Genomic DNA, 22123 nt, shown 5'->3' on the forward strand with positions numbered 1-22123 from the left:
AGAGGGGGCCACAGCGCTCTTTGACCAGTGGGGCGTGGCCGTTCTATGGTCGAGTTCGGATACACCCTTTCGAGCGAAGAACACCCGCCGAACGACCTCGTCGATCACGCCGTCCGCGCCGAGTCGGTCGGCTTCGACTTCGTCTCGATCTCGGATCACTTCCACCCCTGGATCGGCGAGCAGGGCGACGCGCCGTTCGTCTGGACGACTCTCGGCGGGGTCGCCCGCGAGACCGAGCGCCTCGACGTCGGGGTCGGCGTCACCTGTCCGTCGGTGCGGGTCCACCCCGCGATCGTCGCGCAGGCGACCGCGACCGTCGCCGACATGTTCGAGGACGGCGGCCAGCAGTTCTACTTCGGAGTCGGGACCGGCGAGAACCTCAACGAGCACGTCCTCGGCGACCACTGGCCGACCCACCGCGTCCGACTGGAGATGCTCGAAGAGGCGGTCGCGGTGATCCGGAAACTCTGGTCGGGCGAGACGGTTACCCACTACGGCGACCACTACACCGTCGAGAACGCCCGCCTGTTCACCACGCCCGAGGAGTCGCCGCCGATCTGCGTCTCGGCGTACGGCGAGAGGACCGCACGGAAGGCCGCCGAGATCGGCGACGGCTTCTGGTCGGTCGGCCCGCAGGACGTGGTCGAGACGTTCCGGGACGAGGGCGGCGAGGGGCCGGCGTTCGGCCAACTGACGGTGTGTTACGCCGACGACGAGGACGAGGCGGTCGAGACCGCCCACCGGTACTGGCCCAACAGCCTCCTGCCGGGTCAGTTGGCGACCGAACTGGAGACCCCCGAACTGTTCGAGCAGGCGACCGAACTGGTCTCGAAAGACGACGTCCGGGCGGCCGACAGCATCGTCACCGACCCCGATCCGCAGACCCACGTCGACAGCGTCCGAGAGTTCGTCGACGCCGGGTACGACCACGTCTACGTCCACCAGATCGGGCCGGATCAGGAGGCCTTCTTCGACGTCTACGAGGACCACGTCGTGCCGGAGTTCGCATAGCGATCCGTCCCCGTGACCGACCCGTAGCAGTGGGTGAAACGTCCGTTTCAGTCTCCCGGACGCTTATTTCGGTCGGGCGTCCAGTCTCGCGACATGTCAGTCACGAAAAAACGGGTGGCCCTCGTGCTCCTCGTCGCCTCGCTGGTGGTCCTCGCGGGCTGTTCGGGGAGCGGCGGCGATGCGGCCGAGAGCGCGGCCAACGCGAGCTATCAGGCGACGCAGGCGGCGGGCGGTGACGGCGGTGGCGCGGAGTCGGGCGACTCGGCCGATCGGAGCGCGTCTCAGTCCCGAGATCGGGCGCTGATCCGGACCGGCGAGGTGTCGCTGACCGTCGGAGACTTCGACGCCGCCCGTTCGAACCTCACCGCGGCGACCGAGCGCCGCGGCGGCTTCGTCGGCGACGCCACCGAGCGGGTCCGCGGCGACGACCGGAGGTGGACCGTCGGCGAACTGACTCTCCGGGTGCCGGCAGAGAACTACTCGGCGCTCCTCGACCGCGTGAAGGCCGAGGGAGAGGTCCGATCGGCGAGCACGCACACGACGGACGTGACCGACAGGCTAGTCGATCTCGACGCTCGATTGGAGAACCTCCGGGCCGAGCGCGACCGACTCCGGACGCTCTACGAGTCGGCTAACGACACCGAGACGGTGCTCGCGGTCCAGCGAGAGCTCTCGGACGTCCAGACCGAGATCGAACGCGCAGAGGCGTCTCGCGAGGCGCTCGAACGGCAGGTCCGGTACTCGACGATCACCGTCGAACTGGCCGAGGAGCGCCCCGAGGCGCCGACGACCGAGCCGACGGCGTGGTACGACACCGGCCCGATCGCGGCGTTCCTCGAATCGGTGAACGGGGTCGGGGTCGCCGTGCGCGCGCTCGCTGTCGGGACGGCGTACGCCGCGCCGTACGCGCTCGCGTTCGGACTCCCGGCAGTCGCGCTCGTCGCGGGCTGGCGGCGACTCGCCTAGAGGCGCTCGTCGACGTGGTCGGCGGCCTTCAGCGCGAGCGCCGCGATGGTGAGCGTCGGATTGAGCGCGCCGCTGGTGACGAAGACGCCGCTCGACGCGATCGCGAGGTTCCGGAGGTCGTGGGTCCGGAGCCGGGGGTTCACGACGCTCGACTCGGGGTCGAGACCCATCCGGGTCGTCCCCATGTGGTGGAACGCCGGCCCGGTGGCCTCTGGGCCGACCGTCCACGAGACCTCGACGCCGAGCTCGTCGAGGATCGCGGCCTGAATCTCGTTCGCGCGCCGGAGGGTCGCCTCGGTGCGGTCGTCGAGTTGCCAGTGGATCTCGGGGACGGGGTTGCCGTGGTCGTCGGTGGTCGAGCGGTCCAGCGCGATCCGGTTTTCCTTCCGAGGGCGCTGGCCGACCAGCCCGCCCATCGCGATCGAGTCGCCGTAGGACTCTCGGAGGGAGTCGAGCAGGTCGTCGCCCCACTCGTCGCCGGCGAGCGCCGTCTCGACCGGCGAGGGCCCGGCGTAGTTCAGGAACTCCAGTTTGAGCGGCCCGGGCTCGGGGCCGTCGCCCGACCACTCGGGGACCCCGCCGGCCGGTCCGTCGGTCCCCCGGGTCGGGTCGTCGTAGAACTGGTGGCACTCGCTGGTGATGAATCCGACGTGGTTCTGGCGGGTCTCCCGATCGATCGTCCCGCCCATCCCCGCAAACAGGTGGTCCATGAAGTACCGCCCGACCGCGCCCGAGGAGTTTGCGAGGCCGTCGGGGTACGCCGACGACTCCGACAGCAGGAGCAGTCGCGGCGTCTCGACGCCGCCCGCCGCCAGCACGAACTCTCTGGCCTCCTGTCGGTGGGTCCGACCGTCGGGCGCGGCGTAGACGGCCGCGGTCACCCGGTCGCCAGCCGCGTCGTGTTCGAGGCGCTGGACCGGCGCGCGGTCGATCACCCGCGCCCCCTCGGACTCGGCTCTCTCGACGTGGTGGTCGGCCGAGTACTTCGCGCCGGAGGGACACACCGGCTTGCAGGTGCCGTAGCCGACGCACGCACTCCGGCCGTCGTACCCCTCGGAGTTGCGCGCGTTGGGCACCGAGTGCATCGCCACGCCGAGGCGCTCGCAGGCCTCGGCGAAGACGGAGTCGCTGTGGGAGGGCTCGAAGGCGGGCAGGGGAAACGGCTCCTCGCGGGGCGGCCCGAAGGGGTTGTCGTCGGCCCCCGCGACCCCGAGCAGGGACTCGGCCTCGGCGTAGTACGGCCGGAGGTCCCGGTAGTCGATCGGCCACGGCTCGAAGTCCGACTCGCGAAACCGCATCACCATCCCCTGCCAGTGGAGGGTGGTGCCGCCGACGCCCTTGACCCGCGCGGCGTTCAGCGGGTAGGAGCGCTCGCCGGCGGCGGTGTAGGCGTCGCGCTCGCCGCCCATCTCCCAGACCGAGTGTGGGTGGTGGGCGGGTCGGATCGCCCGCTCCATCCGTTCGGTTCGGTCCGCGAAGTCGAACCGCTCGCCGGCTTCGAGAATCACGACGTCCCGACCGTCGCTGGCGAGTCGGTGGGCGACCAGCGCGCCCGCCGGGCCGGCGCCGACGACGCAGACGTCCGCCCGCTCGGAGGGCGTCCGGTCGGGGGTCGTCCCGTCGGTCATTCGCCGGGCCCCCGCCGATAGCTCGTCGCCCCGCCGGGGTGGCCCTGCGGGTTCTCGATGCCGACCAGTTCGCCCCCGGTCGGGGAGGTGTAGAGGGCGTACAACAGCTCGTTGACCGCGTAGTAGCGGACCCGCTCGCGGTCCGAGCCGTCCGGGTCGGGGTCGGCGTCGTCGACGGCCATCTGGTCGAGGACCGACTCGCGGGTCTCGGCGTCGAGCGCCCGGAAGTCGGCGTCGTGCCACGTCCGGGCGTACTCGTCGAGGGTGTCGAGCGCGTCGACGATTCCGTCTCGGTAGCCCTCCCGGTCTTCGACCCGGCCGAGCGCGTACCGCCTGACGAACTCCTCGACGCCTGAAACCTCGGCGGGGTAGACGACGTCCGCGACCGCGACCAGCGCGTCGAGGCGCTCTTCGGGCGAGGGTCGGTCGGGCGCGGGCTCGTCGCCCCCGTCGAAGGGGTTACCGTCGAGCGCGGCGGTCGCACCGACCGTGACGCCGCCCGCGGCGAGCGCGGCTAACGCGTCCCGGCGACTCAGTTCCATTCGAGACGGATTAGGCACACCTAAAACTTAGGCGTTGCTACTTTCCCCGACGGTCGGAGGCGTCCGACCGGATAGCCTGCATCATTTAAGTGTCAACCGTGCGTACGTCCGCCCGCACTCATGCAACTCACCTACTACGGCCACTCGACGTTCCACGTCGACGTCGACGGCACGGAACTGCTCGTCGACCCGTTCTTCGACAACCCCAAGACCGACGCCGACCCCGAGGAACTCGACCCAGACTATGTACTGCTCACGCACGGCCACGCCGACCACATCGGCGACGTGGACCGCTACGAGGGGACGACGCTCGTCGCGACCCCCGAAATCGTCTCGTACTGTCGCGACGAGTTCGGCGACTTCGACGCGGTCGGGGGGATGGGAATGAACCTCGGCGGCACCGTCGAGGTCGGCGAGGCGTTCGTCACGATGGTCCGGGCCGACCACACCAACGGGATGGACACCGACTACGGCGCGACCGGCGGGATGCCCGCCGGCTTCGTGATCAGCGACACAAAGCCCACGCAGGTCTCGGACGCCGACAGCCAGTCGTTCTACCACGCGGGCGACACCTCGCTGATGAGCGAGATGCGCGACGTGATCGGTCCGTTCCTCGAACCCGACGTCGCCGCGGTCCCCATCGGCGACCACTTCACGATGGGGCCGGCACAGGCCGCCCTCGCGGTCGACTGGGTCGACGCCGACCACGCGGTTCCGATCCACTACGACACGTTCGCGCCGATCGAACAGGACCCCGAGGACTTCAGCCGCGAGGTCGCGGCGACGGGGAGCGACGCCGAGGTGACGGTGCTCGACGGCGACGAGACCCTCGACCTCGACGAGTAGCCCCGCCGGCGTCCGACCACCGTTTCTGCCCGATGAGCAATACTTAGGGACGTGGCGACCGTCGGTTCACGCGCATGTCGAAACAAGTTACCAGCATCTCGGAGGAAGGCTTCGCCGCGCAGAACGAAATCCGCGACTACAGCGTCGATATCGACGCGACCGGCGAGTCGGCCCCCGACACCCTAGAGAGCCTGCTCGCGGCCTACGGCTCGTGTTACGTCCCCGCGCTCCGCGTCGGAGCCGAACAGCGCGACGTCGGCGAGCTCGGCCGCATCGAGATCGACATCGAGGGCGAGCTCAACGACGACGACAAGCTCGATGCGGTCTCGTTCGCCGTCAAGACCGAGGCCGACGTCGACGACGAGCAGGCCGAGAAGGTAATCGAGCGCGCCGACGAACTCTGCAAGGTCGGCGACGCCGTCAAGGAGTCGCTGGAGGCGGAGGTCACCGTCCACGGCGACGCGTTCTGAGCCGGCGACCGTCCGCGCTTCTCTCGGCGGTCGCGGTGGCTTCGACCGACGCCGGTCGAGCACGGGTCGAGACGGGGACCCGAGCGCCGGCGCTCGCCCGGCAGGAAAACCCTGATACGCCCCCCAATCCAAGGGTTCGAACATGTCCGACAGAGGCGGCTGGCAAGACATCATCGTCGGCGACCGGATGGCGGTAGATCAGGAGTTCTCCCAGCGCGTCGCGGACTCGGAGTTCTCCCGACAGGAGTGGGGCCTCGTCATGACCGCCGTGGAGTTCGAGATCGAGGACCCCGGCGACGCCGAGGCCGCCCGGATCGTCGCCGACACCTCGAAGGTCGAACAGGTGATGCCAGAGATGGAGAACATCCGCTCGCAGATGGACGCCATGGGCGGTGGCGGCGGGGGCGGTTCGAGCGCCGGCGGGGGTGGAGTCTTCGACTCCGTCAAGGATGCGCTCGGGCTCGGCGGCGGCGGAGGCGGCGTCGACGACGACCGGCTCCGGGCCGCCGAGCGACTCGCCCAGGAGTACGCCGAGGAACTCCAACAGCGGCTCGAATCCCAGGGCAAGTGGGAGCAGGTCCGCGAGACCGCGAGCCGGTAGATGAGGCGACGATTCGCCCCGGGAGCGTGGCGCTACGCCGCGATCCCGCTCGCGCTCGCCGTCCCGGCGGTCGTGGTCTCGCCGCTCGGGAGCCTCGCGGCGCTCGCGCTGGCGGCGGCGGTGCTCGCGTTCCACCGCGATCCGGACCGCTCGCCCGCGGGCGACGGCGTCCTCGCGCCGGCCGACGGTCGCGTGTCGGTCGTCCGCGAGGAGGACGACCGGGTCCGGGTCGGCGTGTTCATGAACGTGACCGACGTCCACGTCAACCGCGCGCCAATCGGCGGCGAGGTCGAGGCCCTCGACCACGAGCCGGGCAAGCATCGCCCGGCGTTCACCAAGGAGTCGGACCGCAACGAGAAGGTCCACGTCCGGTTCGACGACCACGAGGTGACGCTCATCGCCGGCGCGTTCGCGCGCCGCATCCACCCCTACGTCGAGGCCGGCGACCGCCTCGGGCGCGGCGACCGACTCGGCCACATCTCGTTCGGGAGCCGCGCGGACGTGCTCCTGCCGGCGTCGGTCGAGCGCGCGGACGTCGCGGTCGAACGCGGCGACGCCGTCCGGGCGGGCGAGACGGTGCTCGCCCGCTACACCTCGTCGCCGCTGTGAAACAGGGTCAGCTCCTCGGCCTCGTAGATGTTGATGAGCTCGTTGATGAGTTCGTCGTACGATTCGTCCTCGGTCTGGAGGCTGTCGAGCCGTTCGATCGTTTCCGCGTCGACTTGGATCTCGGGCATCGCCGAGAGTAGGCCGTCTTCACAGTTAAGCAATCGGGGGAAGTCCCAGCCTACTGCTTTCCTCGATCGCGAACTTAAATTATGATCGCTGTTTCCGGAGTCCGGGGAACGTCGGAACGCACCGTAACAGCCGGTTACCAGTCGCGGTAGCGGTTGATTACGGGGGTGTAGGTACTGGATAACAAAGTGCCTCTAGTGGCGTGTAACTATCGCTACGCATGACCACGACCGACAACAGACTCACCAACGGCGACGACACGATGGCGGAAAACCGGTGCCAGAGCTGCGGTTCGTTCGTGACGCGGGACTTCGCGCGCGTCTTCGGGAACAACCACAACGAAGTGTTCGGCTGTCTCGAGTGCATGACAGCCACCGAGGTCAAGAAGGGCGGCGCGCGCGCCGAAACAGTCGATACGACCAACCTCATCGGCGGGCGCGAGCCGCTCCGGTAGTTTCGCCGGTCGCGAGAACAGTCTACTTCTCCGAGTCCGCGAGCGACGCCAACACCGCGTCAGTCACGTCTCGCGTCGTCGCCGACCCGCCCAGATCAGGCGTGTGGGGCCCGGTCGAGAGCGTCTGTTCGACCGCGCTTCGGACCCGCTCGCCCGCCCGGTCGTGGCCGAGGTACTCTAACAGGAGCGCGGCCGACAGCATCGCGGCGCTCGGGTTCGCGACGCCGTCGCCGGCGATGTCTGGCGCGGTGCCGTGGACCGGCTCGAACACGCCCCGCTCGGGGCCGACGTTCGCGCTCGGCAACAGGCCGAGTCCGCCGACGAGACCGGCCGCCAGGTCCGAGAGCACGTCGCCCGCGAGGTTCGGACACACCACTACGTCGTACTCCTCGGGGTGCTGGACCAGATGCATCGCCAGCGCGTCCATCAGCGCGTCGTCGTAGGGCACGTCGAACTCGTCGGCGACCGCCTCGGCGGTCTCCAGAAACAGGCCGTCGGTCGTCCGCATCACGTTCGCCTTGTGAGCGATGGTCACGCTCTTCCCGCGATCGGCGGCGTACTCGAAGCCGTAACGCGCGATTTCCTCGGACGCCGCCTCGGTAACGACCCGTGTCAGGGTCGTTACGCCCGGCGCAATCTCGGTCTCGTGGCCCGCGTAGACGCCTTCGGTGTTCTCGCGGACGAAGACCAGATCGGTGTCGGGGTGGAGCGCGTCGGTGCCGGGGTACGCCCGGACGGGCCGGACGTTGGCGAACGACTCGACCGCGCGCCGGAGCGGCAAGATCACGTCCGCGGCGGTCTCCCCGGCGGCGCCAAACAGCGTCGCGTCCGCGCTCGCGACGAGGTCGCGGGTCGCGTCGGGGAGCGGTTCGCCGGTCTCTTCGGCCACCTCGTCGCCCGCCTCGGCCGTCTCGAACTCGAAGTCCGGATCGACCGCCGCAAGCACTTCGCGGGCCGCGGGGGTGACCTCCCGGCCGATGCCGTCGCCGGGCACGACCGCGATCGTCTCGGTCACGCGTCGCCTCCCGCGCCGGCCTCGATGTACGGCAGGCTCGCGGCGGTCTCCGCGACCGCCTCGGCGTTCGATTTCATCAGCGCGGTCGTGTCCCAGACGCCCTCGACGAGCGCCCGGCGCTGGGCGTCGTCGACGGTCGCGTCGATCTCGCGGTCGCCGTACGAGACGGTCTCGTCGTCCACGTCGACGTCGATCTCGGCGTCGGGGTTCTCGTCGACGAACTCCTGAAGCGCCTCGATCTCCGCCTGATCCGCGGTCACGGTCGGCACCCCCAACGCGAGGCAGTTGCCCGCGAAGATCTCCGCGAAGCTCTCGCCGACGACGGCGTCGATGCCCCACCGCTTGAGCGCCTGCGGGGCGTGCTCGCGCGAGGAGCCACAGCCGAAGTTGGCGTTGACCACGAGGATCGAGGCGTCGCGGAACCGATCCTCGTTGAACGGGTGGTCTTTCGGCTCGTCGTCGTCGGTGAACCGCACGTCCTGGAAGACGAACTGGCCCAGCCCGTCGAAGGTGACGACTTTCAGGAACCGGGCGGGGATGATCTGATCGGTGTCGATGTCGTTGCCCCGGACGGGCACGCCCGTCCCGGTGACTCGCTCGACGGTCTCGACGTCCTCGGTCATGCTTTCACCTCCGTCTCGGGGAGGTCGCGGACGTCCGTGACCTCGCCCTCGATCGCGGCCGCGGCGACCATCCGGGGGTTCATCAGCACCGTCCGGCCCTCCTTGCTCCCCTGTCGGCCCACGAAGTTGCGGTTCGACGAGGAGGCACACGCCTCGTCGCCCTCGAGCTGGTCGGGGTTCATCCCGAGACACATCGAACAGCCCGCGCCCCGCCAGTCGAAGCCGGCCTCGCGGAACACCTCGTCGAGGCCCTCGCGCTCGGCGGCGGCCTTCACGCGCTGACTGCCGGGCACGACCATCGCGCGCACGTCGTCGTGGACCTCCCGGCCCGCGACCACGCGGGCGGCCCGCCGGAGGTCCGGGAGCCGCGCGTTGGTGCACGAGCCCAGGAAGGCGACGTCGATCGGGTAGCCCGCCATCGTCTCGCCGGGTTCGACGCGCATGTGCTCCTGTGCGCGCCGGGCGGTATCTTGTTTGTCCTCGGGGAGGTCTTCCGGGGCGGGGATCGGGTCGTCGATCCCCACGCCCTGTCCGGGCGTGGTGCCCCACGTCACCACGGGGTCGAGCGCGGAGCCGTCGATGACGACCTCGTCGTCGTACTCGGCGTCGTCGTCCGACGCGATCGACTCCCAGTAGGGCTTGAGCTCCTCGAAGCGCTCGGGGTCGTCTTCGAAGGCGTCGGTCTCCCGGAGCCACTCGTAGGTGGTCTCGTCGGGCTCGACGTAGCCCGCGCGGGCGCCGCCCTCGATCGACATGTTGCAGATGCTCATCCGGCCCTCCATGTCGAGGTTCCGGATCGCCTCGCCGGCGTACTCGTAAACGTAGCCGACGCCGCCGTCGGTGCCGAGCCGGCGGATGATCTCCAGGATCACGTCCTTGGCCTCGACGCCCTCGCCGAGCTCGCCGTCGACCCGGACGCGTCGGACGTCTTTTTTCTCCATCGCCACGGTACCGGTCGCCAGCACGTCCCGGATCTGGGAGGTGCCGATCCCGAACGCCAGCGCGCCGAACGCGCCGTGCGTGGAGGTGTGGCTGTCGCCACAGACGACCGTCATGCCGGGCTGGGTGAGCCCCTGCTCCGGGCCGATGACGTGGACGATGCCCTGATCGCCGGTACCGGGATGCGAGAACTCGATGCCGGCCTCCCGGACGTTCTCCTCCAGTTGGGACATCATCTCCTCGGCCGCCCCCTCGAAGGGCCGGTCGAGGTCGTCGGTCGGGACGATGTGGTCGACGGTCGCGTGGGTGCGCTCGGGATACGCGACCTCCATGTCGCGCTCCCGAAGCATCCCGAACGCCTGCGGGCTTGTCACCTCGTGGACGAGGTGGAGCCCGACGAACAGCTGGTCCTGTCCGGTCGGGAGCGTGGTCACCTTGTGGCGGTCCCACACCTTGTCGTAGAGGGTCCCCTCGCTCATCGGGACCCCTCCGCCGTGGGACGCCGTCGGCTGTTCGCCGTTGCGACCGGAAAAGCGGATCGTACGTTCATTCTTCGGACTCTACGGGCTCTTCGGCTCCGCCGCGCTCGAAGACCCGATTCGCGCTCTCGGCGTCCCGCGGCGGGGTGTGGTCGACGTCTTTCATCTTCTCGGGCGATTCGGATCGCTCCTCGTCGTCGGCGGATTCGGACTCGTCGACTCTCTCGCCGCCGTCCGCGACGACGATCGGGCCGCGCTCGAACGGTCGGTTCACCGCGCCGTGGTCGCCGTACGGGTGGGTGTGGCTCACGTCTCGCATCGATCGGTCCGTGGTGTGTGTGTCAGTCATCTGCGCTCACTCGCTCCTGTTCGGTCTCCTCGTCGGCCGTCTCCTCGTCTTCGCTCCACGCGAACAGGTCGCGGAGCTCGGCGCCGACGTCCTCGATCTCGTGTTCGATGTCGCGTTGCTTGTGCTGGTGGTAGGCCGGTCGGCCGGCCTGATTCTCGACGATCCACTCGCGGGCGAACTCGCCGTTCTGGACGCCTTCGAGCGTCTCCTCCATGTTCTGGCGCACGTTCTCGTCGATGATCTCGGGGCCCTGAGTCAGCCCGCCGTACTCGGCGGTGTCCGACACCGAGTCCCACATCTCGCGCATCCCGCCCTCGTACATCAGATCGACGATGAGCTTCATCTCGTTGAGACACTCGAAGTACGCCATCTCCGGCGAGTAGCCAGCGTCGACAAGCGTCTCGTAGCCGGTCTTGATGAGCTCGGTGACGCCGCCACAGAGCACCGCCTGCTCGCCGAACAGGTCGGTCTCGGTCTCCTCGCGGAACGTGGTCTCGACGACGCCCGCGCGCGTACAGCCGATGGCCTTCGCGTACGCCAGCGCCTCGGACTTGGCCTCGCCGGTCGCGTCCTGATACACCGCCAGCAGGCCCGGGGTCCCCTCGTCGTTCTCGTAGTTGCGCCGGACGAGGTGGCCCGGGGACTTGGGCGCGACCATGGTCACGTCGACGTCCTCGGGCGGCTCGATCTGGCCGTAGTGGATGTTGAAGCCGTGGGCGAACTGGAGGGTGTCGCCGGGTTCCAGCCCGTCTTCGATGTCGTCGTACACCGCGGGCTGGACCGTGTCGGGCACCAGCACCGAGACCACGTCGGCCTCGGCGGCGGCGTCGGCCGGCGTCGCCACGCGGAGCCCGTCGGCCTCCGCGGCGCTCCGCGACGCGGAGCTCTCGCGGAGCCCCACGACCACGTCGACCCCGCTGTCGGCGAGGTTCTGGGCGTGGGCGTGGCCCTGGCTCCCGTAGCCGAGTACGGCTACGGTCCGGTCGTCTATCTTCGCGCTGTTCGCGTCGTCGTCGTAGTAGATCTCGGTGTCGAATTCGTCAGTCATCGTATGTTCCGGTTCGGGTGTCGTCTTTTCTCGTCTTCTCGGCGGCTTTCTCGTGGCCCGGCTCCTCGCCGGGCGTCGTCGGCGTGTCGCCGCGGGCGAGCGCGGTCTGGCCGGTCCGGGCGATCTCGATGATGCCGAACTGCCGGAACGCGTCGACCGCGTCGTCGATCTTCTGCTGGTCGCCGGTGATCTGGACCGTGATGGTCCGCGGGCCGGCGTCGAGGGTCTGGCCCTCGTACATCTGGGTGATCGCGTGGACCTTGTCGGGCTCGTCGCCCCGGACTTTCAGGACCACGAGTTCGGCACAGACCGCGTCGTCGTCGAGCTCGCCGACCTGGATCACGGGCCGGAGCTTCTCGACCTGCTTTTTGACCTGGTCGATGCCGTCGTCGGTCTCCTCGACCACGAGCGTGATCCGGGCGTTGCCCTCGACGGTGGTCGGTCCGACCGTCAGGCTCTCGATGTTGAACTGGCGCCGGGAGAACAGCCCGGAGACCTTCGCGAGCACGCCGGGCTCGTGTTCGACCAGCGCGGAGACGACCGCGGTCCGGGTGTCCTGCTCGGCCTCGACCTCGGGGTCGATCCGGGTTCCCTGCTTGGTGCGCCGACCGTCCGGGTGCGGGCGCTCGTCGGGCGCCGGACCTTGGAGGCCTTCGGTCATAGCTGGTCCTCCGAGAGGGCGAACTTCCCGTTTGCCCCGCCGCTCGGGACCATCGGGTAGACGTTCTCCGCGGGGTCGATGCGGACGTCGACGACCGACGGGCCGTCGTAGGCCAGCGCGGCCTCGACGGTGTCGGCCACCTCGTCGTAGTCCGAGACGGTAAAGCCCTGCGCGCCGAACGCCTCGGCGAGGGGTTCGAACTCGGGGCACCAGTTGTACTCCGAGGCCGAGTGGCGGCCGTCGTAGAAGGCGTCTTGCCACTGTCGGACCATCCCGATGTACTCGTTGTTGAGCACCGCGACGGTGATGTCGAGGTTCTCGCGGACCGCGACCGACAGCTCCTGCATCGTCATCAAAAACGAGCCGTCGCCCTCGAAGCAGACGACCTGCTGGTCGTCGTCGGCGGCGAACTTCGCGCCGATGGCCGCGGGCAGGCCGTAGCCCATCGTCCCGAGCCCGTGAGAGGAGACCCACGTCCGGGGTTCGGTGTACGTCCAGTACTGGACCGCCCACATCTGGTGTTGGCCGACGCCGGTGGTGACGATGGTGTCGTCGCCGGTCGCCTCGTCGAACGCCTCCACGACGAACTGGGGCTTGAGGGGCTCGTCGTCGGGCGTGGCGTAGTCCATCGGGTACTCGCTCTTCCACGTCCAGCACTGCGAGCGCCACTCTCGGCAGTCAGGGGCCCGCTCCATCTCGGCGTCGAGTTGGTCGAGGACGGTGGCGGCGTCGCCGATCAGCGCCACGTCGGCCGTGACGTTCTTCGAGATCTCCGCGGGGTCGATGTCGACGTGGAGCACCTCGGCCTCGGGCGCGAACGTGTCGACCCCGCCGGTGAGCCGGTCGTCGAACCGGGTGCCGACCGCGAGCATCACGTCACAGTGGGTCGTCGCCATGTTGGCGTAGCCGGTGCCGTGCATCCCGACCATCTCCAGCGAGAGGTCGTCGTCCTCGGGGAACGCGCCGACCGCGGGCATCGAGGTCGCGACCGGGATCTCGTACTCGCGGGCGAACGCCCGCAACTCCTCGGTGGCGTCGCCCTTGATGACGCCGCCGCCGACGAGGACGACGGGCTTTTCGGCGCGTTCGAGCCGTCGGGCCGCCTCGGCGACCGCCTCGTCGTCGGCCTCAGTCTGGGGGTCGTAGGTGTCCGGGACGGTCGCGTCCCCGGGCTCGACCGCGGTCTCGTCTTGGGTCACGTCCTTGGGGAGGTCGACCAGCGTCGGGCCCGGTCGCCCCGCGGCGGCGTAGGCGAACGCCTCCCCAACGGTGTCGCCGACCGTGTCGGCGTGGTCGGCGAAGTAGTTCGTCTTCGTGATCGGGGCGGTGACGCCGGTGGTGTCGGTCTCCTGGAAGGCGTCGTTGCCCACGAAGTCTGTCGGCACCTGCCCGGTGAGCGCGACCATCGGGTCCGAGTCCATGTCGGCGTCCGCGATCCCGGTCACGAGGTTGGTCGCGCCCGGTCCGGAGGTCGCCAGACAGACCCCCGGCGTGCCCGAGACGATGCCGTAGGCGTCGGCGGCGTGAGCCGCGGCCTGCTCGTGGGCCATCATGACGTGGCGCAGGTCCGAGTCGTACAGCGCGTCGTAGACGGGCATGATCGCACCGCCCTGCACGCCGAACATGGCCTCCGCGCCGGCGTTTTCGAGCGCCGCGACGACCGAGTGGGCGCCGGTCCGACCCGGCTCGGCGTCGGTCGCCGACGGGTCCTCGCCGGGCTCTGGCTCTAACTCGGCTTCGGCTTCGGTTTCGGCGTCGAACGATGGGCTGACCGGGTCGCTCACGGTCGGCTCACCTCCGGGGTTGGCTGTGTGCGATACGTCTGGGTTCTGGCGTCGTGTGTCGAATTCATCTGTCGAGCGCGCGGCGTGCTGTTCGGAATCGATGCGGCGAGTCGGGTCGGAAAAGAGGTGTAGTAGGGGCTCAAGCCCCTACAATAATCACGCGCTCGACGGCCACGCCGCTCCCCGTGCGGGCCAGCGGCCGAGTGGCGAGTGACCGTCGCATCTGTAGTCGAATGGTACCGGGCCCCACTGTAATAACTCTTGCCCGCTCGGCAACGGTTGCCCGAAGCGCGCGGGGTTGCCACGCCGGGCCGGCGACCCGCCGGAACGACGGCGACCGCCGCGCGCGGCTGTCGGACGGGGGCGAACCGGCGAGGCGCCATCAGGCGCTGACCTCCGTTTCCTCGCGGGCGACGCCGGCCTCGCGGGCGAACCGTTCGAGGTCGGTCGTCGTGACGCGGTTCTTTTCGGCGCCGTAGTCTTTCACCCGGCGGGTGATCTCCCGGACCTCGTCGTCGGTCGGCTCGAAGCCCGAGTCCTCCAGTCGCTTGCGGACCGAGTTCGTTCCGGTGTGTTTGCCCAGGACGAACTCCCGCGTTGCCCCCACCATCTCGGGAGTCATCACGCCCGGCTCGAAGGTGTCTGAGTTCTCGATGACGCCCGCGGCGTGGATGCCGCTCTCGTGGGCGAACGCGTTGTCGCCGACGATCGGCTTGTTGGCGGGCACCGGGACGTCGCTGTACTCCTCGACCGCCCGCGACAGCTCGGTGATCCGGGTCGTGTCGATACCGGTGTCGACGCCGTAGACGCTCTCGACGGTCATCACGACCTCCTCGTAGGCCGCGTTGCCCGCGCGCTCGCCGATCCCGTTGACCGAGACCTGCGCCTGATCGGCGCCGGCCTCGAAGCCGGCGACTGCGTTCGCCGACGCCATCCCGAAGTCGTCGTGGGTGTGGACGTCGATGCGCGCGTCGGTGTGCTCGTCGACCGTCGTCACCAGTTCGGCGAACCGCGCCGGCGTGGCGACCCCGCAGGTGTCGGGGATGTTGATCCAGTCGACGCCCGCCTCCGAGACCGCCTCGACCACCTCGGCGAGGTAGTCCTCGTCGGTTCGGGTGGCGTCCATCGGCGAGAACATCGCTGTCGCGCCCGCCTCCGTGACGCGCTCGACCGCCGCGACCGAGCGCTCGACGACCTCCTCGCGGGTGGCGTGCATGGAGTCTTCCAGCTGGACGTCGCTGGTCGAGGCGAAGACGTGGACCATCTCGACGCCGGAGTCGAGTGCGGCCTCCACGTCCTTGTCGACCACGCGGGCCAGCCCGCAGACGGTCGTGTTCGTGCTCGCGGCGATGTCGCTGACGGCCTCGAACTCGGCGTCGGAGTTGACCGGGAACCCAGCCTCGATTACGTGGGTACCCATGTCGTCCAAGGTCGCGGCGATGGCGCGTTTCTCGTCGTAGGAGAAAGACGTCCGCGGTGCCTGTTCACCGTCGCGCAGGGTCGTATCGAAGACCCGCGCGGAGTCGACGTCAGTAGTGGAAGCTAACGTGCCCTCGAAGAACTCGATCCCCCCGGCTGGTACCGGAGGAGGACATGTCGTTGTCGGACATTGTACTCCTATCTCGGGCCACTCTCCTATTTAAGCGTACCGCTGCGACAGATCGCGACCCGACGATTCGAGTCGCCGATCGCGCTCGTCGCGAGCAAAACCGCAAGACGTCAACGTCATCTAAGACACTATGTTTGATTAAGGGACCTTATACTCACGAACCGGAGGTGACGGCTATCGCCCTCACCCGACCGTCGAGCGACGGCGTCCCGAACCGGGCCGAAGTCCCCGATCGTCCGCCCTCACAGCGCCGAGAGTGCCTCGCGGGCGTTCTCGACCGCGGCCGCCTTCTCGGCGGGGTAGGCCTCGACTTTCGCACGGAACGTGATGCCCTCCCCGAGCGCGATCTCCCCGCGGTAGGCCGCCTGTTTGTCGAACCGCAAGAAAAGCGAGCAGTTGTCGTCGACTCGCTCGTCGAGTTCCGAGAGCAGTCTCTCTGCGTCCGGGAGCTCCGCCACTTTCGAGAGGACGTGGCGCATCTCGTCGGCGGTCTCGACCCGCGAGGACAGCACCACGATGCGGTCGCCGTGGTGGCCCTCGCTCTCGGCGCGCTCGATCTCGATCTCCTCGGGGAGGAACGTCCGGAGCGCCTGCTCGACGCGCTTGTCGTCTTCGGTGGCGTAGCAGAACGCGCGCAGATCGACGTAGTGGAACGGGACTTCTGCCATTGGGAGGCGTACGTACCGGGGAGTGAAAAAGTCGTTACTCCTCGGCGGCTTCCAGCGAGTCCTCGGGGATGCCGGTCTCCTGGCCGTCCTCGAAGCTCACGGTGTACGTGCTGTCGCCGAACATCGTGTCCATGACCTGCGTGATTTCGCCTTCCTGCCCGTCGTAGTCGCTGTGTTCGTCGTGCAACACGACGCGGTCTTCCTTGTCGAAGCTCATGGCTTCGAGTAACCCGGCGCGGGGTAAAAGCGGCTCGATTTCGACCGCGACGCCGCCCGACGATTCACTGGGCCGACAGCGTCTCCCGCAAGACGACGCCGAACTGCCCGACCAGCACGCTGACGAACAGACAGGCCGGCAACAGGAACGCGAGCGCCACGAAGCTCCACACCACCGTCAGCAGCGTCAGGTCGATCTGGACCGCCCGCGGGAGCGCGGCCAAGTTCCGCCACGAGACCGCCCCGACGACCACGAGCGACAGCAACCCGCCGACCAGTCCTGCACCGCCCGAGTCGACGTACTCCGACTGGAACCGATCGCTGGCGAGCCCGCCGACCGCGCCGGCGACCGCCGGGGTCGCGGCGTAGACCGCCATCGGCGGCCGGATTACCACGAGGAGGACCCCGACGACCACCGCCTGCGCGAGTCCGCCGAGGAGGATCGCACCGTTTCGCACGTCTACACAGACTCCGCAAGCTATCAAAAGCGTTGGGCCTGCTCGCGGCTCGGGGCCGCTCCGAGGGCCCTCGATCGCGCCGAACTGCGCCCATTCTTTCGTCCGGGTGACCGAAGACTTATTCGGTCTCTCGGGGTACAATCGGCATCTGAGCGTTCCGCTCACTCCGTTCGGCCGCCCGGTTCCAGTCGTCTCGTCCCGACCGCCCGACCGATGACGACGGTCGACGACCTCTGGTATCTCGCGACCGGGCCGACCAGCGCGCCGAGCGCGTCCACCACCGACTGACCGAGGCCCACGAGGACTTCCTCGAACGGACCCACCGGCGTCGGGTCTCCCGGCGGCGGTTCCGGACGCTCGCCGAGCGCGAACTCGGCGAGGAGGCGGGCGTCGACGCCGAGTTCGACGGGGTCGCGCTGTCGATACGGGTCGACATCGAGTGGGAGGACCACGCGACGGGGGGCGCGCTTCCGCTGTTCGAAGCCCGCGCGGAGTCGGCCCGGCCGACAGTCTCGGACCCCGACGGCGAGATCACCCACGCCGGGTGGTTCGACGAACTCCCGGAGGATACCCGCGATCGGGCGGATCTGGTGGCGTGGCGCGAACGCGCTCTGGAGTGACACCGCCGAAAAAAGGCCGCCGGCCCGCCGGTCGCGTCCTCAGTCCTGATACTCGCGGCGGAACCCCCGAAACTCCGTCCGGTGGGCCTCCTCGTCGCTCAGGATCGTGACCGCGAGGTCCTCGGTCACCGGGTCGTCGCCGTCGGTCGCGGCGTCGACGAGGTCCCGGTACGTCTCGATGGCGTCCTCTTCGGCGTCGAGCACGCCGTTGATGACCGAGAGCACGTCCGTCGAGTCCTCTGGGGGCTGGAGGCTCTCCTGGCGCGCCTCGAAGTCGTAGGAGGCCGGCGGGCGCTCGTCGAGTTGTTTGAGTCGGTTGCCGAGCTGCTCGGCGTGGCCAAGCTCCTCCTGAATGTCGGTTTCGAGGCTCTCTTTGACCTCCTCGGCGCTGACCCCTTCGAGCACGATGGAGTTCGTGAGGTAGTTCATCACCGTCTCTATCTCGTCGCTGTACGCCTTCTTGAGCAGGCGCGTGATCTCTTCGTTCGTCATGCGTCACTGTATACGGCTTCACGCTCCTTATTGTTGTGGCGGCGCCCCCCCGAGATCGGCGATACCGGTCCCGCGACGGGCCGGGCTCGACGGTAGTACTCGACGAGAAAACGGGCGCTCGGTGATCAGTGCGGGGAGAAGCCGTCGATCACGCCGTCGCAGTCCGGACACGACACCAGTTCCGAGCCCGGGCTCTTGCGTCCGAGGGGGTCGCCGTTCCGCTGTGTCTGGGAGTTAGTCCGCCGATTCAGTTCGGAACCGCAGTGTGGACATTCTATCATGCGTCACCACGAACCACTATGGGAACAGATACCATTACCCGCACCACGCTGATATACTTTGTGTCCCCCGGGTACGGCCCGCGACGCTTCCGAATTTGCCGAACTCGACTCACGACCCCGGCAGAATGTCGCCGAGCGCGGCCCCGATCGCCATCGCGGTGAACGTCACGCTCACCTGACACACCGCGAGCCACGGCTCGGCCCAGTCGACCCGGCCCCAGACCGTCATGGTCGCGGTCGCCGTGAGAAACGAGATCCCCAGCACCCCGGCGAGGCGTCTGGGAATCACGCCGAACAGCGGCCGGTGGATCTCGACCTGCTGGATCTCGGCGACGTAGAGGAGTCCGATCACGATGCCGACGGCACCGGCGAGGGTGACGACCAGCGAGGTCGGGTTCGCCGCGACGAACTCCCCGATTTCGAGCGTCCCGCCTTCGACCAGCATGGGGATGCCGAACACGACGCTCCCGACCAGCGCCTCGGCGGCGTCGTGGCGGTCGAACCCCCGGATGACCCGGCCGAACGCGGACGGCTGGACCCGACGGGCGACCCGGATCGTCTCCCTGACCTGCTCGCGCTCGTGGGGGTCGTCGACGGCGTCCTCTAGCTCTTCGAGTTCGTCGAGCAGGTCCTCGAGGTCGGCGTCGGAGGTCCGATCGGGGTCGGTCACGTCTGGTCAGTGACGCCGATCAGACATAAGCGTCAAGGTCCCGGGGACCCCGGGTGTCGGTATGCCAGCAGCACTCGTCACCGGCTCCTCGCGAGGCATCGGGAAGGCGATCGCCGAGCGGTTCGCACGCGACGGCTACGACGTCGCTGTCAACTACGTACAGAGCGGCGACCGAGCGCGGTCGGTCCTCGACCGCATCGAGACCGAGACCGACGCCGACGCGATCGCGGTTCGGGCGGACGTCGGCGACCCGGCCGACGCCGACGACCTCGTCGCGGAGGCCGTCTCGGCGTTCGGCGGGCTCGATCACGTCGTGAACAACGCGGGCGTCGACCAGCACGTCTACACCGAGTCGCTCTCGCCCGAGGACTTCGATCAGGTGATGGACACCAACGTCAACGGCGCGTTCAACGTGACGAAAGCCGCCCTGCCCCACCTCCGGGAGGCCGCCGACCGGGAGGCCGACGACGCCCCGACGCCGTCGGTGGCGAACGTCTCCTCGATTCTGGCGTACACCGGCGCGCCGGTCGAGTGCCACTACGCCGCCTCGAAGGCCGGCCTGCTCGGGCTGACCAAGAGCCACGCCGGCGACTTCGCGCCCGAGATCCGGGTCAACGCGGTCGCGCCGGGCCACGTCGAGACCGACATGACCGCCGACCGGACCGAAGACGAGAAAGAAGACGAACTGGCGGCGATCCCGGTCGAGCGCTACGGCCAGCCGGCCGACATCGCCGACGCGGTGGCGTACCTCCGTGACGCCGGGTTCGTCACCGGCGAGACGCTCAACGTCAACGGCGGCGAACTGATGCGCTGATCACCTCTCGTCGCACTCTGGCTCGCGGTCTTCGAGGTAGGCGTCGAGCGCGTTTCGGGCGTCGGGTCGCGAGAGTGTGACCGTGAGGGCGCCCTCGGCGCGGTCGCCGACCGACACGTCGACGGTCTCGCACCCGGCGCCGACCGTCTCGGGGCCGCCGGAGCGCAGTTAAGCGTTTTTCACGGCCCGAATTCGGCGCACACGACGTGTCCCGACCCCGACCGGACGCCGTCTCGAACTCCTCGCGCCCGTCGACTCGTGTTTCCTCGCTGGGAAGAACCATTAAGGGCGTCTGAGTCGTGCCGTGCGTCGGGGGAGAACACATGGCAGACGACGACCGACGGCACGGTTCAGGCAGCGTCGAACCGGGATCGACCGACAAGCGCGTGGGGATGGAGGCGCTTCGCGAGCGCGGGCTCGACCCGGAGGAACTCCGCGAGCGGCTCATCGACGCGATCGGCGCGGAGTTCAGCACGTACTACTACTACACGAATCTCCGGATGCATCTCGCGGGCCACGAAGACTACAAGGAGATCACCGAGGACGCCCGGCTCGAAGACCGCGCACACTTCGAGCTCGTCGCGCCCCGGGTGTACGAACTCGGGGGGAGCCTGCCCGGCGACATCGGCGATTTCATGGGGCGGGCGTCGTGTCCGCACGCCGAACTCCCGGTGCCGTTCGAGGGCGAGACGCCGGACCTCTCACAGCTCGACGCCGAGGGCATCCTCGAAGTCCTGCTCGAGGCCGAACGGTGTGCGATCCGGACCTGGAGCGAGATCTGCGACATGACCCACGGGAAGGACCCGCGGACCTACGACATGGCGAGTCGCATCCTCCAGGAGGAGGTCGAACACGAGGCGTGGTTCATCGAGCTCCTCAGCATGGAGCGCGACGGCGAGATCAATCCCGCGGGCCACTTCGTCCGGGGCGAACCCGGCGACGCGCCGTACTCGACGAACCGCCGGATCAACGACTCGGCCTGACGGCTCGGAGGCGCCTCGCCGGAGTCCGAATCCGCCGACCGACCGCCGGGATCGACGGTCGCCGGCCGGCCGACGCCGGCACGCTCCGGCCGACACTTTCATCCGCGTTTGTCCGGTATCCGAGCGCGTGAGTACCTACAGCGTCGTCATCGAAGTTCCCGAAGACTGCGACGCGGCCGCGGCCGGCGAGACGGTCGAACTCGACGTCGCCGACTCCGAGTACGTCCTCGCGGCCGCCCGCGACGCCGGCGTCTGGCTCCCAGCGGACTGCCAGCAGGGGTGGTGTACCACTTGCGCCGCCGAACTGCTGGCGGGCGAGGTCGACCAGTCGGACGCCCGGCGCTACTTCGAGGCCGACGCCGAGGCCGATCTCATCCTGCCCTGCACCGCCACGCCCGAGTCGGACCTGCGGATCCGGGCGTGTCAGTACGACGAGATGCTGGACCATCGGGCGGCGATCGACGAACCCCCGGGCCGATCGAAACGCTGAGGACAGCCGGCGACTCCGCTTTTGTCCCCCGAGGTCGTACGCACGCGCATGTCCGACTATCAGGCCGTGCTCGTCTACGACGGGGAGTGTCCGTTCTGCTCGGCGGCCGCCTCGGCGCTCCGGCGACTCGACGGCGTCGGCGCCATCGCGTGGGGCGAGGAGTCAGCCCGCTCGTTCCTCGACGCCCAGTTCGGCGAAACGCCGTTCGCGCTCGTCTTCGCCGACCGGCCGGCCGATCGGGTGTACGTCGGTCGCGAGGCCGCCCGGGAGCTCTGTGAGCGCGCGGGCCTGCCCGTCCTGATCGGCGACGTGATCGGCGACAACTACGAGTCGATCGCCGACGCGGTCCGGACCGCGACCGGCGCGGCGGGCGAGCCCGACGCCTACCACGGCGAGTTCGCGATGGGCCCGGCCGCCCGCGGCGCGTTCGACGACCTCGCGGCGAACGCGTGGCACACCGCGAAGGTGACCGAGGTCGGCGACCCCGACTGAGAGGTGCGCTCGCGACTCCGATCACCGATCGCGAGTGAGGGTCTCGCCGGGTGCGGTGGTGGCGCCGGCCGACAGCTTCACCCCGGCGTTCAGGCTGGTGTTGATCGCGGTCTTGGCCCCGTCGCCAGCCACCACCCCGAACTTCCGGCGCCCCGTCGACACCCGCTCGCCTTTCACCG

29 protein-coding genes and 1 pseudogene are annotated in these 22123 nt (G+C 69.1%); 11 read left to right on the plus strand and 19 right to left on the minus strand.

All coding sequences use genetic code 11. From position 1 onward, the window contains the following. Positions 1–45: 45 nt before the first annotated feature. Positions 46–1011 (plus strand): TIGR03557 family F420-dependent LLM class oxidoreductase, encoded by a 966-nt coding sequence (locus tag EPL04_RS15990; RefSeq protein ID WP_134672192.1) that lies wholly within the window; start codon positions 46–48, stop codon positions 1009–1011. Between the two features lie 93 nt (positions 1012–1104). Next, entirely contained in the window at positions 1105–1977 is an 873-nt protein-coding gene (locus EPL04_RS15995) for a DUF4349 domain-containing protein (protein WP_134672193.1), read from the plus strand. Here EPL04_RS15995 and EPL04_RS16000 read toward each other — a convergent pair. After that, complete coding sequence (locus tag EPL04_RS16000) at positions 1974–3605, minus strand: GMC family oxidoreductase (protein ID WP_134672194.1); 1632 nt, start codon at positions 3603–3605, stop codon at positions 1974–1976. The genes EPL04_RS15995 and EPL04_RS16000 overlap by 4 nt on opposite strands. Beyond that, positions 3602–4147 (minus strand): gluconate 2-dehydrogenase subunit 3 family protein, encoded by a 546-nt coding sequence (locus tag EPL04_RS16005; RefSeq protein ID WP_134672195.1) that lies wholly within the window; start codon positions 4145–4147, stop codon positions 3602–3604. The genes EPL04_RS16000 and EPL04_RS16005 overlap by 4 nt, the downstream gene beginning before the upstream one ends. 120 nt (positions 4148–4267) lie before the next feature. Between EPL04_RS16005 and EPL04_RS16010 the strand changes: the two genes are divergently transcribed. From EPL04_RS16010 to EPL04_RS16025, 4 genes are all read left to right on the plus strand, one after another. Further along, a complete protein-coding gene (locus tag EPL04_RS16010; protein WP_134672196.1) occupies positions 4268–4993 on the plus strand; it encodes a metal-dependent hydrolase in 726 nt (241 codons plus the stop codon). A 74-nt stretch (positions 4994–5067) separates the two neighbouring features. Next, positions 5068–5463, plus strand: a complete 396-nt coding sequence (locus EPL04_RS16015) for an OsmC family protein (protein ID WP_134672197.1) — start codon at positions 5068–5070, stop codon at positions 5461–5463. Between the two features lie 142 nt (positions 5464–5605). Beyond that, a complete protein-coding gene (locus EPL04_RS16020; RefSeq protein ID WP_134672198.1) occupies positions 5606–6064 on the plus strand; it encodes a DUF5799 family protein in 459 nt (152 codons plus the stop codon). Next, positions 6065–6673, plus strand: coding sequence for a protein sorting system archaetidylserine decarboxylase (locus EPL04_RS16025; RefSeq protein ID WP_134672199.1), 609 nt, complete (start codon positions 6065–6067; stop codon positions 6671–6673). Here EPL04_RS16025 and EPL04_RS18880 read toward each other — a convergent pair. Beyond that, on the minus strand, positions 6652–6801 hold the full coding sequence (locus EPL04_RS18880) for a DUF7557 family protein (protein WP_167599500.1): 150 nt from the start codon (positions 6799–6801) through the stop codon (positions 6652–6654). The two genes, EPL04_RS16025 and EPL04_RS18880, sit on opposite strands and share 22 nt — an antisense overlap. A 218-nt stretch (positions 6802–7019) precedes the next feature. Between EPL04_RS18880 and EPL04_RS16030 the strand changes: the two genes are divergently transcribed. Then, a complete protein-coding gene (locus EPL04_RS16030; protein ID WP_134672200.1) occupies positions 7020–7253 on the plus strand; it encodes a DUF7563 family protein in 234 nt (77 codons plus the stop codon). Between the two features lie 22 nt (positions 7254–7275). On the opposite strand, the gene EPL04_RS16035 is transcribed toward EPL04_RS16030, so the two are convergent. From EPL04_RS16035 to EPL04_RS16100, 15 genes are all read right to left on the minus strand, one after another. Next, complete coding sequence (locus EPL04_RS16035; RefSeq protein WP_134672201.1) at positions 7276–8268, minus strand: isocitrate/isopropylmalate dehydrogenase family protein; 993 nt, start codon at positions 8266–8268, stop codon at positions 7276–7278. Continuing rightward, positions 8265–8891 carry a 3-isopropylmalate dehydratase small subunit gene (gene leuD / locus EPL04_RS16040; RefSeq protein ID WP_134672202.1) on the minus strand — a complete coding sequence of 209 codons (627 nt, stop codon included), beginning with the start codon at positions 8889–8891 and terminating at the stop codon, positions 8265–8267. The genes EPL04_RS16035 and leuD overlap by 4 nt, the downstream gene beginning before the upstream one ends. After that, on the minus strand, positions 8888–10309 hold the full coding sequence (gene leuC / locus EPL04_RS16045; protein ID WP_134672203.1) for a 3-isopropylmalate dehydratase large subunit: 1422 nt from the start codon (positions 10307–10309) through the stop codon (positions 8888–8890). The genes leuD and leuC overlap by 4 nt, the downstream gene beginning before the upstream one ends. A gap of 67 nt (positions 10310–10376) precedes the next feature. Beyond that, the gene (locus EPL04_RS16050) at positions 10377–10658 is read right to left on the minus strand and encodes a hypothetical protein (protein WP_134672204.1); all 282 of its coding nucleotides are present in this window, start codon (positions 10656–10658) and stop codon (positions 10377–10379) included. Continuing rightward, positions 10651–11706, minus strand: a complete 1056-nt coding sequence (gene ilvC / locus EPL04_RS16055; protein WP_134672205.1) for a ketol-acid reductoisomerase — start codon at positions 11704–11706, stop codon at positions 10651–10653. The genes EPL04_RS16050 and ilvC overlap by 8 nt, the downstream gene beginning before the upstream one ends. Further along, a complete protein-coding gene (ilvN, locus tag EPL04_RS16060; protein ID WP_134672206.1) occupies positions 11699–12367 on the minus strand; it encodes an acetolactate synthase small subunit in 669 nt (222 codons plus the stop codon). The genes ilvC and ilvN overlap by 8 nt, the downstream gene beginning before the upstream one ends. After that, positions 12364–14151, minus strand: a complete 1788-nt coding sequence (gene ilvB, locus EPL04_RS16065) for a biosynthetic-type acetolactate synthase large subunit (protein WP_134672207.1) — start codon at positions 14149–14151, stop codon at positions 12364–12366. The genes ilvN and ilvB overlap by 4 nt, the downstream gene beginning before the upstream one ends. A gap of 382 nt (positions 14152–14533) precedes the next feature. Next, positions 14534–15772: a LeuA family protein gene (locus EPL04_RS16070; RefSeq protein ID WP_134672208.1), complete on the minus strand. Its 1239-nt coding sequence runs from the start codon at positions 15770–15772 to the stop codon at positions 14534–14536. A gap of 230 nt (positions 15773–16002) precedes the next feature. Further along, complete coding sequence (locus EPL04_RS16075) at positions 16003–16428, minus strand: RNA-binding protein (RefSeq protein WP_134672209.1); 426 nt, start codon at positions 16426–16428, stop codon at positions 16003–16005. A 34-nt stretch (positions 16429–16462) separates the two neighbouring features. Then, the gene (locus tag EPL04_RS16080) at positions 16463–16645 is read right to left on the minus strand and encodes a DUF1918 domain-containing protein (protein ID WP_134672210.1); all 183 of its coding nucleotides are present in this window, start codon (positions 16643–16645) and stop codon (positions 16463–16465) included. A gap of 64 nt (positions 16646–16709) precedes the next feature. Continuing rightward, entirely contained in the window at positions 16710–17102 is a 393-nt protein-coding gene (locus EPL04_RS16085) for a hypothetical protein (RefSeq protein ID WP_134672211.1), read from the minus strand. A gap of 161 nt (positions 17103–17263) precedes the next feature. After that, entirely contained in the window at positions 17264–17725 is a 462-nt protein-coding gene (locus EPL04_RS19460) for a hypothetical protein (protein WP_209019646.1), read from the minus strand. 36 nt (positions 17726–17761) lie between these two features. Further along, positions 17762–18214, minus strand: a complete 453-nt coding sequence (locus EPL04_RS16095; RefSeq protein ID WP_134672212.1) for a ferritin-like domain-containing protein — start codon at positions 18212–18214, stop codon at positions 17762–17764. Between the two features lie 125 nt (positions 18215–18339). Then, positions 18340–18495 (minus strand): hypothetical protein, encoded by a 156-nt coding sequence (locus tag EPL04_RS18885; protein ID WP_167599501.1) that lies wholly within the window; start codon positions 18493–18495, stop codon positions 18340–18342. Positions 18496–18604: 109 nt separating this feature from the next. Next, positions 18605–19165 carry a DUF2391 domain-containing protein gene (locus tag EPL04_RS16100; RefSeq protein WP_134672213.1) on the minus strand — a complete coding sequence of 187 codons (561 nt, stop codon included), beginning with the start codon at positions 19163–19165 and terminating at the stop codon, positions 18605–18607. A 61-nt stretch (positions 19166–19226) separates the two neighbouring features. Here EPL04_RS16100 and EPL04_RS16105 point away from each other — a divergent pair, with 61 nt between their 5' ends. From EPL04_RS16105 to EPL04_RS16125, 4 genes are all read left to right on the plus strand, one after another. Further along, positions 19227–19979, plus strand: a complete 753-nt coding sequence (locus EPL04_RS16105; RefSeq protein WP_134672214.1) for a 3-oxoacyl-ACP reductase family protein — start codon at positions 19227–19229, stop codon at positions 19977–19979. A 323-nt stretch (positions 19980–20302) separates the two neighbouring features. Then, a complete protein-coding gene (gene dps / locus EPL04_RS16115; RefSeq protein ID WP_134672215.1) occupies positions 20303–20962 on the plus strand; it encodes a DNA protection during starvation protein in 660 nt (219 codons plus the stop codon). A 127-nt stretch (positions 20963–21089) separates the two neighbouring features. Further along, the gene (locus EPL04_RS16120) at positions 21090–21452 is read left to right on the plus strand and encodes a 2Fe-2S iron-sulfur cluster-binding protein (protein ID WP_134672216.1); all 363 of its coding nucleotides are present in this window, start codon (positions 21090–21092) and stop codon (positions 21450–21452) included. A gap of 48 nt (positions 21453–21500) precedes the next feature. Further along, entirely contained in the window at positions 21501–21944 is a 444-nt protein-coding gene (locus tag EPL04_RS16125; protein WP_134672217.1) for a DCC1-like thiol-disulfide oxidoreductase family protein, read from the plus strand. A 21-nt stretch (positions 21945–21965) separates the two neighbouring features. On the opposite strand, the pseudogene EPL04_RS19255 reads toward EPL04_RS16125, so the two are convergent. Further along, a pseudogene (locus EPL04_RS19255) lies at positions 21966–22123 on the minus strand (bifunctional sugar-1-phosphate nucleotidylyltransferase/acetyltransferase); the annotation flags it as partial.

It is taken from the genome of Halorussus marinus (assembly GCF_004521895.1).
Taxonomy (GTDB): domain Archaea; phylum Halobacteriota; class Halobacteria; order Halobacteriales; family Haladaptataceae; genus Halorussus; species Halorussus marinus.